Genomic DNA, 13293 nt, shown 5'->3' on the forward strand with positions numbered 1-13293 from the left:
TCAGCAGGAGCGGCGCTTCTAAGGAAACACAAACCCCATGTCAACCGAGCTTTTTCTCTTTTTCACAAGGCCGTTTAAATCCTGCAAATCAGAGACAAAACATTCCCAGACGGACAATTCCGAAGAACAATCCCCGCCAGATACTTAAGACTCAGAAGAAGCGCCGTTGTAGTCCCATTTCAGATTGGCATCAAGCGTTAATTGAATTTTTACAAACTCAAAATGAATCAACCAAGCCGGCCAACTCCGCCTTCGTCGCAACCCTTGAAAAGGACCGTAACAGCGAGGGGCGCTCTCTATTGAGGTCATCGCCGCAGCGCAACCCCAAAAAAGAAGAAACTGAGTCTTTTCCACACCTTGCGCCTATCCGGCCGTTATATAGGCCTTCAGGGTCTGGGCTTCGTGTTCCGTGGCCGCGATCTTGGCCTTGACCAGGTCACCGATCGACACAATGCCGATCAGGCGCTCGCCCTCCATGACCGGCAGGTGGCGAATGCGGCGATCCGTCATATGCCCCAGCAGGGCATCGATCGTCTCGCCCGGCTTGGCCGAGAACACTTCCCGCGTCATTATCTGACTGACCGGCTGGCCGAGCGCCTGCCCGCCCGTTGTCGCGATGGCGCGAATAATGTCGCGCTCCGACACGATCCCCACCACCCGCTCTCCACGCTCGGTGACGACAAAGGCGCCGACCTTACGCGTATATAGAAGTGCGGCGACGGAAGAGAGACTATCATCGGGCGTGACTGTATAGACTTCACGGCCTTTGGCATTGAGCAACTGATTTATCAGCATTGATCACCCTCCCCGGATGACTGGCGCCTTTTGGCGCTCACATAAAAGGGAGATTGAGGGTGCGCCCACCTTGCGGAAAATCAATTGAAATACACGGTAAACGCGTCAAATTCTCGTGAAGAATCGGGGATGGAATGCCTTGAGCCAGTGGCCGATGACCAGGACTCCGAACAGGTAGCCGGCAATATGGGCCTGCCAGGCAATCACAATGCCCCTCCCTCCTGGCAGGAACGGCAACAGCGCCGTCGCCAGATTGATGCCGATCCACACTGCACCGGAGCTGAGCACGCGCGAATTGGTCAGCGGCACGATATCGCCGTCAACACCTCTCACGCCAGCAATGCGGCTGGAGGCACCGATCAGGCCATATATAGCGCCGGAAGCACCGACCACTGGCACATTAGAAGAGAGATTGAGGAGGCAAAAGCCCAGCCCGGCAGCAATCCCGCAGAGAAAGAAGAAGGCGAAGAACGATAATGTCGCGCCCAGCCCCTTACCAAACGCGCGAATGACCGGCGTAGCGAAGATTAGACAGGCCGCGGCATTAAAGAGAACATGAGTCCAGCTGCCGTGCAGGAAGAGGTGCGTAAACAACAGCTCGAAATTACCCTGTCTCAACAACAGGGGCGACAAGGCAAAACTGTCGAGCAGTGCATTTTCCAGAACCGGACCGCCTGAAATCTGCAGAGCGTAACAGCCTATAATCAGCAATGGCAGAACCACTGCCATAAGGGGCGCATTGAAGGCCGGCTCCTTGCGTCGCTCCAAATTCGGGCGCTCGGTCTCATCTGTCATATTTCGGGACTTCTCGGTACTTACACAACGAAAATGGTTCATTTTGGTTATATATGACCGCGTTTTTCTCTTTTTGACAGAGATTATGACAGCCGGCCCAATACCAAACAAAACCCATAAAACTGAATTTAATGCGATAGTTTCTGAAAAAAATACACCTAATTTTTAGGGTTGGCGTTCAAGGTGGCATTCAAATTGCTGGGCATGATTGCCCCAACGGCAACAAAGCCACAGGCCAGGACCATCGAATGACGATACGAAACATCCTTCTGACCAGCGCATTTGGTATTGCCGTCATTGGCGGCACTGCCCATGCCCAGACGATGAGCACTACGTCCTCATCCTACCAGGCGGGTTATGGCCTTACCTACAACCAGCTGCAAGCCGCGGTCGATCCCTCGACACGTGACTCGGACGGCAATCGCGTCATCGAGAACGGCATCATGAATGGCGACAACAGCGTCTACAACTACTCGAAAAGCCTGGGCGCCGGCGATTCCTATTCCGGCGCGGGGTCTTCAACCGGCGCCACCGCCATCGGCAACAGCCTCTCGGTCGTCGTCAACGGCAGCTACAACACGGTTATCGTGAACTCCACCCAGACCAATAACGGCAACATCACAGCCACCGCAAATGGCTCAAGCTCGGACATAACCGGGAGCGTGAATTTAAACTGATGGCACACATGACACATATCAAACCCGGCAAAAAGCTGGTCGCAACCATCGCCAGCCTGGCCGCCCTCAGCGTCGCCCTCACCGGCTGCATGACCACCCCCAGCGTCAACGCCCAAGGCAATTACAAGAACCCGATCGGCAAGGCGCCGGTGACGGCAAACCCGACTGCCTATTCGGACGCCCTGGTCTGCCTCGGCACCTATGCTCGTGCGCACCGTCTGGCCTCGCCGCGCCTCGCCGTCGGCCGCATCTCGGATTACACCGGCCGCGCCTCGCTGGATGGCGGTCGCGAAATCACCCAGGGCGCTTCCCTCATGGCGATGACCGCCCTGGCCAAGGCCGGCGCGCGTCAAGTCGAGCGCTTCGACACTTCAGTCGGCGAACTGGAACTGAAGTACGCCAACAACAAGCTAATCACCGACGACGCCGTCGCTAACCCGACGCGCCCGGCCGATTACCGCAAGATCATGGCCGGCCAGGTCGCCGGCTCCGACTTCTTCATTGTCGGCGGCATTACCGAGCTGAACAACAATATCCGTTCGAACGGCATCGACGCCTATGCTGGCGATACGTCCGATACCGGCCCGAAAGGCCTGCTTTATGGCCGCACCCTGGTTATGAACGTGGCGCTCGATCTGCGCCTCGTCGATACCCGTACGCTGGAAGTGGTCGATGTCATCTCCTACCAGAAGCAGATCGTCGGTAAGGAAGTGAAGGCTGGCGTATTTGATGTGCTGAACGGCAATGTCTTCGACATCTCCGGCGGCCAGGGCGCTCTGGAACCGATGCAATTGGCGGTCCGCGCCATGATCGAACGCGCCACGCTGGAATTCATGGCGAACCTCTACGGTGCCCCCGGCCCCGAGGTCTGCCTCGATCCGCAAAATGACTTCCTTTACAACGACACCCTGGGCACCACGGGCGGCCTGACCCCGGCCTACAACAATCTGGAGACCAACAATGCCGGTACGCGCGCCGATCCGAAGCGTTGGGAAAATGTCGCTGCCGACAAGCCTCGCGACCATACTGCTGCTGCTAACGGCGACAGCCGCTACTAGTCAGGAGATCCCTGACGGGGACATCAATAATGACCAGACCCAGAATGGCGCCATCAGCGCCACTCAGGCGCTGAATGTTGAGCAGAACGACGGCCTGACCAAAGCGATTACCTCCGCCACTGGCAATGCACTGCAGGTCAGCACCGTCGATTACGACGCGACCCTCTATTCGTACCAGTTCAACAAGGGGCGGACGACGGCCGAGACCCATATCACCGGCACCAATACCGGTGACGAGGATACATCGCTCGGCACACCAGTCTATGTCACGACGGATGCCATCGCCAACTACGCCACCGGCGTGACCGAGGGCGCGCATCTGACCGCGAGTACGCAACAGCAATCCACCTCAGACAAGGTGATTGCCACGACCGACATCCAGTCGCCGAACAACGCCATCTATATCAGCGGCGAAGGCGACTCGACGGCCGAGGTCAACCATACAGGCTATCAGGTGACCAATGGCCGCCTGGATTCGACATCCGTGCAGCAATCGAGCACCGAGGCGCACGCCAATACGTCGGTGACCCTACATTATTCGCCCTCGCCCAACGCCTATAACGCCACGGCGACCAATAACTATTACGGCTCCTACAGCGACGACCGCGGTTCCCAGGAACACGATGTCACCCAGACCCAGTCAGCTATGACCCAGGCGCGCGCGGAAGTCTATGCCGGCAATGTCTGGGATACCTCCGCCAATGCCACGGCCGTGGGTAATGACACCAATCTGCAAAACGCCGGCGGTTCGCTGGTCGTCACCAGTAACCAGACCCAGGCCGGTGAGGTCCAGTCGCAGGCGGTGCTCCAGGCCGACGAATATGGCGCGATCTATGCCAACGCTTCCGGCACCGGCAACAGCATGGTCGCCGGTAATAACGATGTGTACCTGCGCATCGACAACACCCAACTGTCTTCTGGTGGGGTCGATGTCACAGCATCCATTGTGGGCAATGAGGGTTGGGACGCTTACGCTACCGCCGATGCCACCGGCAATTCGGCAGTGGGCTATGCCTGTGCGGCCTGTCAGGCCGATATGGGCGTGGACAATACCCAGACCAACAATTCCGACGTCAATGCCACCGCCACGGCTTCGGTTTCCAAGGGCCGTTCAGTCGTCTCGACGGCCCGTGCCACGGGCAACAGCGCGACCTATTACGTCAGCAACTGATCCGACGATCATCTGAATTGAAAGCGCGCCATCTGCCGATGGCGCGCTTTTTTATTACGCCACGGCCACCGATACGGTTCCGGTAAAGCCGCTGGTATAATCGCCACTCAGGCTGACTGTCGCCGCCGCAAGCTGCGCCGAGGTATCGTCACTGAAGACATTATCCGAAGCGAAGGTGATCGCGGCGAGATTGCTGACGCTGGCGCTATAGCCGGTGGCATTGTTATAGACCGTCTCGCAGGTCGTCCGGTCAAAGGCCAGTTGCGTGATTTTCACGGCATTGTTCGAGGTCGTCGCTGTCGACAGACTGGCATAGACCTCGACATGGATATGCGGCATCCGCCCGCTGTAACAGGCCGGGAAAATGGTGGTGAAGGTCACCTGGCCATTGGCGTCGGTTTCCTGTACCCCGCGCAGATAATTCTGTGCCGTAACGCCCGATGAATAAAGCGAATAGAGGCCAGAGCGGTCGCAATGCCAGATGTATACGGCATAGCCTTCCAGCGGCGTGCAACCCAGGCTGTAGTCCTCCACCGTGATTGTCAGGGTCAATGGCACACCGGCCGCCGTACCGGAATAGCTGCCAAAGCTGGTGGTGATATCGCTGCGAACCACGCCACTTTGGGTCAACACATTCACGATCGAACCATTAACCGAATTGGTGCCGTCCGCCGGGTAGGGACCATTGGTTTCCGTCGCTGCCACTGTGCATTCACCGGTCGCCGAAGAAGACGAGGAACTGGAACTGCTTGAGCTGCTTGAACTGGAAGACGCGCTCGATGAAGCCGAGCTGGAAGATGAGGATGAACTGCTGCTTGAACTCGCGCTACCGCCTGACGATCCACCGCCGCCGCAAGCCGCCAGCACGCTGACGGACGCTGCAGACCCGCCCAGCATGAAAAGGGCGCGCCGACGCGAAGGCGTCAACCCTGACTGGATAAGGTCTTCCAGACTGCCCACTTCCTTGTGCGCGGGTTCATTTTGATGGTGCTCTGACATATGTACTCCCCGGACTTAAAGGCATGAGTGTGAGGGAGGAATGCGGCCAAAAGACCGACGGTTTTATTTCAAGAAAGACAAGAAGGTTTCAGATGGAAACCTAACGCCTTGAAATCAGCCAATCCGCGCCGGCAGGTCGATATCGCTGATGATCCGTTCGCCGCCCACGCGCGACAGCTGCACCACCACATCGATCAGGGATGACGCATAAGACAGGGTTTCCTGCCGGCTCAGCTGGGTGCCCGACTGCATCACCATCAGGGCGATCTGTTCCAGCGCTCCCTTCGGTGTATTGGCGTGGACCGTGGTGAAGGAGCCGGGATGGCCGGTATTGATGGCGCGCAGGAAGGTCACCGCCTCCTCGCCGCGGATTTCCCCAACAATGATCCGGTCAGGCCGTAGACGCAAACTGGCCTGCAGCAGGTCGTTGATCGTGACACGCGCCTCGCCCATCTCGCCTTTTACCGCCACCAGACGCAGGCAGTTGGCATGATTATCGGCGATTTCAGGCGTATCCTCGACCAGGATGATACGTTCCTGCGCCGGTATCGTCTTCAGCATGGCGTTGAGAAATGTGGTCTTGCCGGAGGACGTGCCGCCCGAGACCAGGATCGTCTTGCGCGCCGCCACCGCTTCCTTCAGAAAGCGGATCGGTTCCTTGCGGGCATAGGCGAGATCGTCGCGTTTGACCTTGCCGCCGATATCCGGAATGGCGCCGCGATCATAGGCTTCCAGCGACAGATCGACCATGCGGTGGCGACGGATGGCCATGGCCCAGTGCTTCGCGGCCGGGGGGCCAACCAGTTGGACACGTTCGCCGCTCGGCAGGGAGGCGGCCAGCAGGGGATTTTCGCGATTGATGCCTTGGTGCGCCACCCGGGCAATCTGCGCCGCCAGCCGGCTCAGAAGCAGATCGTCGATCTCCGGATTTTCAATCCGCTGCATGTGGGGCTGACCGGAGACCTCAACCCACACCTCGCCCGGCTGATTGACAAGGATTTCGGTGACGTCCTCGCGCTCCAGGAACGGCAGGAACGGCCGCAGATAGGTGCGCAGATATACGCCATCCAGAGCCACCACGCTGTCTTCGGCCACGAGCATCCGCTGTTCCCTACTGGTTGAAATCGAGGTCGCGGGCGGCGAAGACCTGGATCGATGCTCCCTGCGGCACCTTAATGGTCGGCGGGATCTTGATGTCGTTGGAAAGCGCTTCGCCAATCACGCCAGAGGCATCACCCGACGTACCGATAACGATAGTCGAGGAGCTCTTGCCGCTGGCAATGGTGGAAAGCCCGTTGACCACCGACAGCAGGATGGCCGATCCAAAGCGCTTGGCGAAATGGCTGTTCACCTTGCCGGAAGCACCGGCCTGACCGAGATCGTCGGTCGCCGGCGAGGCCAGCTGCACAGATAACCCGTCCGGGCGGATCAGACGGTCCCAGATAATAAAGGCACGGGTTTCACCGCTAGTCAGGCCGGACTTATATTGCCCCACCAGGCGCGACCCGCGCGGGATCAGGATGTTGGTGCCGTCGAAGCTGCGGATATCGCGCGAAACAATGGCGCGCGTATAACCTGGCAGGTCGGAATTGATCGCCGTTTCCAGCACGGCCGGAATCACCGCTCCTTGCGGCACCACGCGCGACGGATCGCCGATCTTCATTGCCTTTTGCGACACATTGGCCGTCTGCGACGCCACGAAAGCATCGTTGCTGTTGACCGGTTTTGCCGCAGCAGCTGCCGCTGCCGTGGCGGCTGCCTGTTGCTGGGCCGCTGTCTGGGACGCAGGTACGCTATTGTCGACGACCATGGCCGGGGCCCGTGTGCCGTTATCGACGGCAGGCGGTGCGGGCTGGGGCACGGGTGCCCCCTGCACCGGCGGCTGGACCAGGAGGGATTGTGGTTCAGGCCCCTGCACCGGATTGACCGACGGGTCGATCGGCGGCAACACCGAAGGCCCCTGACGCATGGACCTTTGCGGCATCTGCATCTGTTGCGACGGGGGGGGCAACTGGCGACTGTGCGGCTTTTCGCCCGAAAGACCGAACCAGGTCAGGGCGCCCAGCCCCAGTATGCCGATCACACCGAGAGCCAGACCAACGCCATTGGAGGCTCTGGCGACCTGCGGCATCGCCTGGATATTGGCGGCGTCGAGTTCCTCGGAATCGATCTTCAATCGGGGGTCATTGCCTGGCGGCAGACGTGTTCCAGCAGCCATTACTTGGCACTCCCGTTCCGGCCGCGCGGCTTGGGCGACTGACTGTCCAGCCCCTGCACGGTGTAGGTGTCATTATAAAGCACGGCCTTTTCATCGCCACGGCGCAAGACAAAACCCGGCGCCACCTGCTCGACGACGAAATAGTCGCCGCGCGAGGCATAGTTGACGATGCTCTCGGTATTGTCGGAATTCAGCGCATAGACAGCGGGTGCCGTAACACCGACAGCCCATTTCATATAGGTCGATATACCGTCATCGAACACGCGGATCGGCACCAGGTCCGAAGCGCCGGTGAAGGTATAGGCGGCATTGCGCTTTTCCGGCACCGGCAGGAAGGCATTGGGATCGGGCGCCGGCGCCGGATTGACCGTCGTGCCGCCGGAACTTGGCGCCGGCGGATAGCGGAAGCGCAGTTCGTAGGTCAGGCGGCCATGGGCGCAATCCGATTCCGACGCCATGCGCAGTTCGAAGCTATAGCTGCGCTTGTCGCTAACCACCGACATGTTGGTATAGCCCTTGGCGGCAATGGCCTTGACGAAGATCAGATTGCCGCGCTTGTTCGGCGTTACCTGCCAGGCGGCGGAATCGCCAACCCCGACATTCTCGACATGCTCATCCGATGCCAGGGTAATCATGGTCTGGAAATTCTGGCAGCCTTCCAGCCTTACCACCGCCGCCGGGTCGTAATCGATCGTACGCAGACGGCTGTCCGGCTCGTAACTCTGGGCGAGAGCGACAGAAGGCAAGGCAGCTATTAGTGTCAGTAGAGCTTTTTTTATCATAGATCAGTCCCTTTGGGCCCGGTCCTCGGGGAGGGCGTCGTCAGGTTCGGCATGACCGACGGATTGCGGAAGCGCTGGCCGAGCCCCTGAACACGGCTGAAGCGGTCGGCGCCGCCCTGCCTGCCCTGAGGATCGTAAAGTCCCAGGGTTTCGGTCCGGCTTGCTGTGCCTCCGGTCACGCCTGCCGCCACATCGGCGCTGCGGCTGATGGCGGTCACCATCGGATCGGTGCGGGCATAGGCATCGCTGGCCGGCACGGTCATGCCGCCACGCAAGGCATTGACGCCGGCCGTCTGCCAGATCGCGGCCTGCGTCCCCTGCCCGGTCATGCTCATCATCGGCAGGTCGCTGGCCGGCTTTTCGCGCAGGGCCGCCTGCCAGTCCCGCACCAGCGAGGCCGCCACCCACATCAGGGTAAAGAGGAAGGCGCAATAGATAACCGAACCGATGAACAGGATCACCATGGGCTGCACTGAATTGACTGCTGCCGTCGGATCGTTACCGATGGCCTCGATCAACGGCACGAACAGCATCAGAGCCGCCGTTCCGCCGAGTACGGTCAAAAGTGGCGACAGGGCGAAGACGAAGGTGGTGCGCAGCCAGCCATTGAACAGGCCGCGCGTCTGCGGAAACAGGGCGAAGATGATAAATACGGGCCCCAGGATCAGCAGCAGATAGAGCACCAACCGGGTCAGGATCAGCACGCCGAGCGTCGAGACAAGCAGGCACAGACCCGACAGCCAGAACAGGGTCACCGGCATGCTGTGCGGCAGGATGAGGGTCTGCTGCGCCGTGGTCGTGACGACATTGCCGGGATTGTTGGCATTGACGCCATAGGCCGGGTCGAGCTTTTTGGCGATCTCGGCGAAGTGGACGAACAGGTTGTCCAGGCTCTGGGCGAAATTCATCACCGCACTGCCGCGCTGGCCCAGCAGCGCCGCCGCCACCTCGTCCGGGCCGCCCATCATCAGACCGTAGAAGACGGCGTGATAGGCCGGCCAGTAGGACACGAAGGTCAGCACCAGCACCATGGTCATGATGCGCGGACTCATCATCATAACGGTCAGTCGCGTGCGGCCCGTCAAAAAGCCAATGGCGAGGAGGCCTACATAGACGATCAGCATGGCCGTCAGGGCATAGCCAAATACCCCGCCCGATCCGAACAGACGGTTATAACCTATCTCGACCGCCGCATTGATATGGCAATCCATGGCATAGAGCGACCCCGATACCGAGGTTTCGCCGACCAGGCTGATGGCGGGGCAATAACCGATCTGCATCACGCCAGCCCTTTACGCTTGGCTGCGGCCTCTTCCGGCCACGGCGTACCGACCAGGGCCTGCCACCAGTTTTCAGGCGCATCGCCATGCTGTGCGCGCAGGTCATCGAGATGGCGCACGCTGGCCTCGCGGCCGGAAAGCACAGTCAGGATATCCGGCATGGAGGAGAGGTCGAGACGCGCCACCACCGAATGGTTGCCGTGCTTGACCAGGAAGGCGCGGGCATGCGGCGGCAGGGCCCGGATCAGGTCGAGCTCATGCTGGGTCAGGCCGAAGCCGTCGCAGTAATCCTCAGCTTGCGCCCGCGGATTGGGCATGAATATCTGCGTGGCCGCCTGCTCGATGATCGCCGAGGAGATACGGCTGTCGAGCGCATCGCTGGCCGACTGCGTACCGAAACCGAGGATGGCATTGCGTTTGCGCAGCGTCTTCATCCAGTTACGGATGGCGGCGGCGAACACCTCGTCATCCAGCGCCTTCCAGCCCTCGTCGATGATGATGAGGGTTGGCGTACCGTCCAGACGCTCCTCGACGCGCTGGAACAGATACATCATGCAGGGGGTGCGCAAGGTCGGGTCATTGAGCAGCAGGGTCATATCGAAACCCAGCGTGCGGGCCTCCATATCCAGCTCGTCTTCGGCATTGTCGAACAGCCAGGCGTATTCACCCTCACCGACCCAGGGATTGAGTCTGGCGGCCAGATCGCCGTGAGTCGGTCGGCGCACCCCGCCCAGCAGTTCGCGGAAGAAGCGCAGGCGGCGATATTGCGGTTCCTGCTCGAAATTGGCGTCGACCGCCTCGGAGATGATCGCCTCTTCTTCTGAATTGAGCGGCTGGTCCGGGCGATGCAGCAGTTGCGCGATCAGCGACCGTAAGAAGGCACGATTGCCCGGGTTATCCGTCAGTTGCAACGGATTGAAGCCGGTCGGCTCGCCGGGCCGCAGGGTGGCGTAGTGCCCGCCGATGGCGCGAATAAAGATTTCCGCCCCTCGGTCCTTGTCAAACAGCACGGTGCGCGGCTTAAACTTCTGTGCCTGCGCCGCCAGGAAGTTAAGCACCACCGTCTTGCCGGAACCCGATGGCCCGATGACGGTGAAATTGCCGAGATCGGCCTTGTGGAAATTAAAATAGTAGGGCGTGCCCGAAGAGGTCTCGAAGACGCTGACCGCCTGCCCCCAGTGGTTGCCTTCCGGCTGACCGATCGGAAAACCGTGCAGCGACGCGAAGGAGGCATAGGCCGCCGTCGAGATCAGCGCCTTGCGGGCGATGTAGGGTTCATTGCCGGGGAACTGCGCCCAGAAGGCCGCTTCCAGATTGATGTCTTCACGCACCGCCACGGCGCCCAGGTCGGCTAGCGCCGCCAGGGCCTGGGCCACCGCCGGATCGAGCGCATTCAAGGATTTGGCCCGCACCAGCAGGCTCATATGATGCTCACCCAAACCCATCCCGCCAGTGGCCAGATCGTCCTTGGCCGCCATCAGCCCCTGGCGCAGCGACATGGCCTCCTCATCGGCGGCGCGCATGCGGCGCAGGGCCAGGTTGATGCGTTCCATCCCGATCTGGCGGTCGACAAAGGCGAAGCTCTCCGTCAGGGTCATTTCGAACGGCAGGCGCAGGATGGCGTCGCACATGCCGGGCGTGGCGTGCGGCGGATAGTCCTTCAGCGACAGTATGGCCGAGAAATCCTTGCCGTCGCCAATAGACGACTGCTCCAGCGCCTCCACGCCAAAGCTGACCCGGCGATAGGGGATATATTGCCCCAGGTCGCTGCCCGGACGCAGCACCGGACGCATCTCGCCATTATAGAGCGCCGACAGCAGCTCCAGCGGTTCCGAACAGCGCCCGTTCGCCGTCTCGTAACCGCCCAGCACGCGCGGCCCATAGGCCTGGAGCGCGGCCTGGAGCGCTTCGGTGGCCGCCTGCAGTTCCTTGTGATCGCGCGCCAGGCCGGCCGCCTGACTGTTTTCGCCCATGCCGCGCCCGAACAGATTAGCGACGCTCTCGGCAAAGCCGACCTTGCCCTTGGGATTGCGCCGGACAATGGTGATGAACAGGTCATTGACGAACAACTGCCGGCTGGAAAGCCGGCTCTGCCACTTGCGCTGGATCAGGTTGCACACCGGATCGTCGAAGCTCGATTGCAGCCCGACACTGACCCGCCGGCGGACGATATGATGATAGAGCACGAAGCGCGAAGATCCGACCGCGCGCAAGGCAGCGGCGCGGATAATCTGGCGGTGATTGACCTCATCAGTATCGGCCGTCTCGAAGGCAAAGCCTTCAAGATAGAGCGACTGCATCAGCGAACCGTCACGCAGCACGATGGTGCGGTCATCGAGCAGGCGATCATAGGGCAGCCGATCACCGACGCGCTGCTCTTTCGCAAACCAGCTGCCGAAACCACTCAATGTCTTGGGACCGTCGGCCATGGGTATCCAGTATCAGGGATGGTAGGAATTGCAGCGCCAGAGGCGATAATTGCGCACGCGCGGGCAGCGCGACACCTGGGTCAGCCATAGATCGAAGATGCGCGGCTCACGCAGGCAGGCCAGATAGCCTATGGCATGAACGATCAGCGCCACGGCAAAGGCCCAGAAAGAGCGGAAAATCAGGAAGGCCTCGGTCGTCAGCACCGCATTGATTATGAAGTAGCTGTAGGTGACGCCGGCAAACATCTGCGGCTGGGTCAGGGCCTTGAATACCGGAGACTTGATAAGGTCCGACATTCTAGTTGGCGACCGCCTGGATGCCGCCGACGATGGTGGCGGCCCCAAACAGGATGAAGCAGCCCACGATCACGGTAGCGCCGAAACGCCAGTTCATCCGGCCGGTCAGCATCATGAAACCAACGGCCGCCACGGCGATGACGGCCACGGTGGTCGCCACCTTGCCCATCAGCGTGCCCTGGATCCAGTCAAGCGCGTTGGAGATCGGCGAGGCCCCTTGCGGCACCATCTGGGCATGCGCCTGAGTGGCAAAGCCCATCAGCGCGGCCGATACGGCCATCAAACTATGCGAAAGATATTTCATTATAACCTACCCTATTCAGCCGCTTTATCGACCCTGGCCGAATTCGCCTGTTGTGCGCCAAAAACACCGCCAGAAACACCGGACAGGTGTCACTGTTGCGCAAGCGCGGACGGGAATCAAGATTTTGTATGATAGATGCATGTGTTTCCGCTCTCCGGAAGGACAACGAAACCCATAATAACGGCGTTAGCATGACCGCGTTCATGCCGCAGCGGATAAGATCACGGCGCGAAAGTGACCGTCACGCCTTTTTTCTTGAAATAGGATTGCATCAGCTTGCGGCCCTGACGGTTGTTTTGCGCCAGGCGCGTCGGCTCCACCACAGCTTCCTTCAGGCCTTCCGCTGCCAGCGCCGCCTTGAGATCCCTGATCGCCGCGTCGAGTTCGAGATTGTCGTTGGCGAGCGATTCGTAGATTTTTTCGAGGGCTTCGGCGGTGGTCACAGGGCAGTCTCCATTGAATGCCTCCGCTTAACAACCTCTCCCGGC

General features: G+C 60.3%; 15 protein-coding genes. 4 read left to right on the plus strand and 11 right to left on the minus strand.

All coding sequences use genetic code 11. From position 1 onward, the window contains the following. Positions 1–363: 363 nt before the first annotated feature. Both QM647_RS15910 and QM647_RS15915 read right to left on the minus strand, forming a co-directional pair. Complete coding sequence (locus QM647_RS15910; protein WP_414996531.1) at positions 364–795, minus strand: CBS domain-containing protein; 432 nt, start codon at positions 793–795, stop codon at positions 364–366. Positions 796–900: 105 nt separating this feature from the next. Next, on the minus strand, positions 901–1590 hold the full coding sequence (locus QM647_RS15915) for a rhomboid family intramembrane serine protease (RefSeq protein ID WP_414996532.1): 690 nt from the start codon (positions 1588–1590) through the stop codon (positions 901–903). 248 nt (positions 1591–1838) lie between these two features. On the opposite strand from QM647_RS15915, the gene hfaA reads away from it, so the two are divergent. The 3 genes from hfaA to hfaD are packed head-to-tail and all read left to right on the plus strand — an operon-like array spanning position 1839 to position 4496. Continuing rightward, positions 1839–2267 (plus strand): holdfast anchoring protein HfaA, encoded by a 429-nt coding sequence (gene hfaA / locus QM647_RS15920; RefSeq protein ID WP_414996533.1) that lies wholly within the window; start codon positions 1839–1841, stop codon positions 2265–2267. An 8-nt stretch (positions 2268–2275) separates the two neighbouring features. After that, complete coding sequence (gene hfaB, locus QM647_RS15925) at positions 2276–3325, plus strand: holdfast anchoring protein HfaB (protein WP_414996534.1); 1050 nt, start codon at positions 2276–2278, stop codon at positions 3323–3325. After that, the gene (hfaD, locus tag QM647_RS15930) at positions 3264–4496 is read left to right on the plus strand and encodes a holdfast anchor protein HfaD (protein WP_414996535.1); all 1233 of its coding nucleotides are present in this window, start codon (positions 3264–3266) and stop codon (positions 4494–4496) included. The genes hfaB and hfaD overlap by 62 nt, the downstream gene beginning before the upstream one ends. Before the next feature lie 54 nt (positions 4497–4550). Here hfaD and QM647_RS15935 read toward each other — a convergent pair whose 3' ends face one another. Further along, entirely contained in the window at positions 4551–5201 is a 651-nt protein-coding gene (locus QM647_RS15935; protein WP_414996536.1) for an intradiol ring-cleavage dioxygenase, read from the minus strand. On the opposite strand from QM647_RS15935, the gene QM647_RS15940 reads away from it, so the two are divergent. Next, a complete protein-coding gene (locus QM647_RS15940) occupies positions 5182–5481 on the plus strand; it encodes a hypothetical protein (RefSeq protein WP_414996537.1) in 300 nt (99 codons plus the stop codon). The two genes, QM647_RS15935 and QM647_RS15940, sit on opposite strands and share 20 nt — an antisense overlap. Before the next feature lie 128 nt (positions 5482–5609). Here QM647_RS15940 and virB11 read toward each other — a convergent pair whose 3' ends face one another. From virB11 to QM647_RS15980, 8 genes are all read right to left on the minus strand, one after another. Next, on the minus strand, positions 5610–6596 hold the full coding sequence (gene virB11 / locus QM647_RS15945; RefSeq protein ID WP_414996538.1) for a P-type DNA transfer ATPase VirB11: 987 nt from the start codon (positions 6594–6596) through the stop codon (positions 5610–5612). Between the two features lie 10 nt (positions 6597–6606). Next, positions 6607–7713: a type IV secretion system protein VirB10 gene (gene virB10, locus QM647_RS15950; protein ID WP_414996539.1), complete on the minus strand. Its 1107-nt coding sequence runs from the start codon at positions 7711–7713 to the stop codon at positions 6607–6609. Continuing rightward, the gene (locus tag QM647_RS15955; protein WP_414996540.1) at positions 7713–8459 is read right to left on the minus strand and encodes a TrbG/VirB9 family P-type conjugative transfer protein; all 747 of its coding nucleotides are present in this window, start codon (positions 8457–8459) and stop codon (positions 7713–7715) included. The genes virB10 and QM647_RS15955 overlap by 1 nt, the downstream gene beginning before the upstream one ends. A gap of 32 nt (positions 8460–8491) precedes the next feature. Continuing rightward, positions 8492–9775: a type IV secretion system protein gene (locus QM647_RS15960; protein ID WP_414996654.1), complete on the minus strand. Its 1284-nt coding sequence runs from the start codon at positions 9773–9775 to the stop codon at positions 8492–8494. Then, positions 9775–12204 carry a VirB4 family type IV secretion/conjugal transfer ATPase gene (locus QM647_RS15965; protein WP_414996541.1) on the minus strand — a complete coding sequence of 810 codons (2430 nt, stop codon included), beginning with the start codon at positions 12202–12204 and terminating at the stop codon, positions 9775–9777. Before QM647_RS15965 ends, QM647_RS15960 begins: the two co-directional genes overlap by 1 nt. Positions 12205–12216: 12 nt before the next feature. Then, entirely contained in the window at positions 12217–12501 is a 285-nt protein-coding gene (locus QM647_RS15970; RefSeq protein WP_414996542.1) for a type IV secretion system protein VirB3, read from the minus strand. A gap of 1 nt (position 12502) precedes the next feature. Further along, positions 12503–12805, minus strand: coding sequence for a TrbC/VirB2 family protein (locus QM647_RS15975; protein WP_414996543.1), 303 nt, complete (start codon positions 12803–12805; stop codon positions 12503–12505). Between the two features lie 221 nt (positions 12806–13026). After that, positions 13027–13248, minus strand: a complete 222-nt coding sequence (locus QM647_RS15980; RefSeq protein WP_414996544.1) for a hypothetical protein — start codon at positions 13246–13248, stop codon at positions 13027–13029. Between the last annotated feature and the right edge of the window lie 45 nt (positions 13249–13293).

The sequence above is a fragment of the Asticcacaulis sp. genome, from assembly GCF_047605585.1.
Classification (GTDB): Bacteria; Pseudomonadota; Alphaproteobacteria; order Caulobacterales; family Caulobacteraceae; genus Asticcacaulis.

Bases quoted from the DNA above. Each gene is read 5' to 3' on its own strand.
- QM647_RS15910 (WP_414996531.1), bottom strand. From the start codon at position 795: ATGCTGATAAATCAGTTGCTCAATGCCAAAGGCCGTGAAGTCTATACA.
- QM647_RS15915 (WP_414996532.1), bottom strand. From the start codon at position 1,590: ATGACAGATGAGACCGAGCGCCCGAATTTGGAGCGACGCAAGGAGCCG.
- hfaA (WP_414996533.1), top strand. From the start codon at position 1,839: ATGACGATACGAAACATCCTTCTGACCAGCGCATTTGGTATTGCCGTC.
- hfaB (WP_414996534.1), top strand. From the start codon at position 2,276: ATGACACATATCAAACCCGGCAAAAAGCTGGTCGCAACCATCGCCAGC.
- hfaD (WP_414996535.1), top strand. From the start codon at position 3,264: ATGTCGCTGCCGACAAGCCTCGCGACCATACTGCTGCTGCTAACGGCG.
- virB11 (WP_414996538.1), bottom strand. From the start codon at position 6,596: ATGCTCGTGGCCGAAGACAGCGTGGTGGCTCTGGATGGCGTATATCTG.
- virB10 (WP_414996539.1), bottom strand. From the start codon at position 7,713: ATGGCTGCTGGAACACGTCTGCCGCCAGGCAATGACCCCCGATTGAAG.
- QM647_RS15960 (WP_414996654.1), bottom strand. From the start codon at position 9,775: ATGCAGATCGGTTATTGCCCCGCCATCAGCCTGGTCGGCGAAACCTCG.
- QM647_RS15965 (WP_414996541.1), bottom strand. From the start codon at position 12,204: ATGGCCGACGGTCCCAAGACATTGAGTGGTTTCGGCAGCTGGTTTGCG.
- QM647_RS15970 (WP_414996542.1), bottom strand. From the start codon at position 12,501: ATGTCGGACCTTATCAAGTCTCCGGTATTCAAGGCCCTGACCCAGCCG.
- QM647_RS15975 (WP_414996543.1), bottom strand. From the start codon at position 12,805: ATGAAATATCTTTCGCATAGTTTGATGGCCGTATCGGCCGCGCTGATG.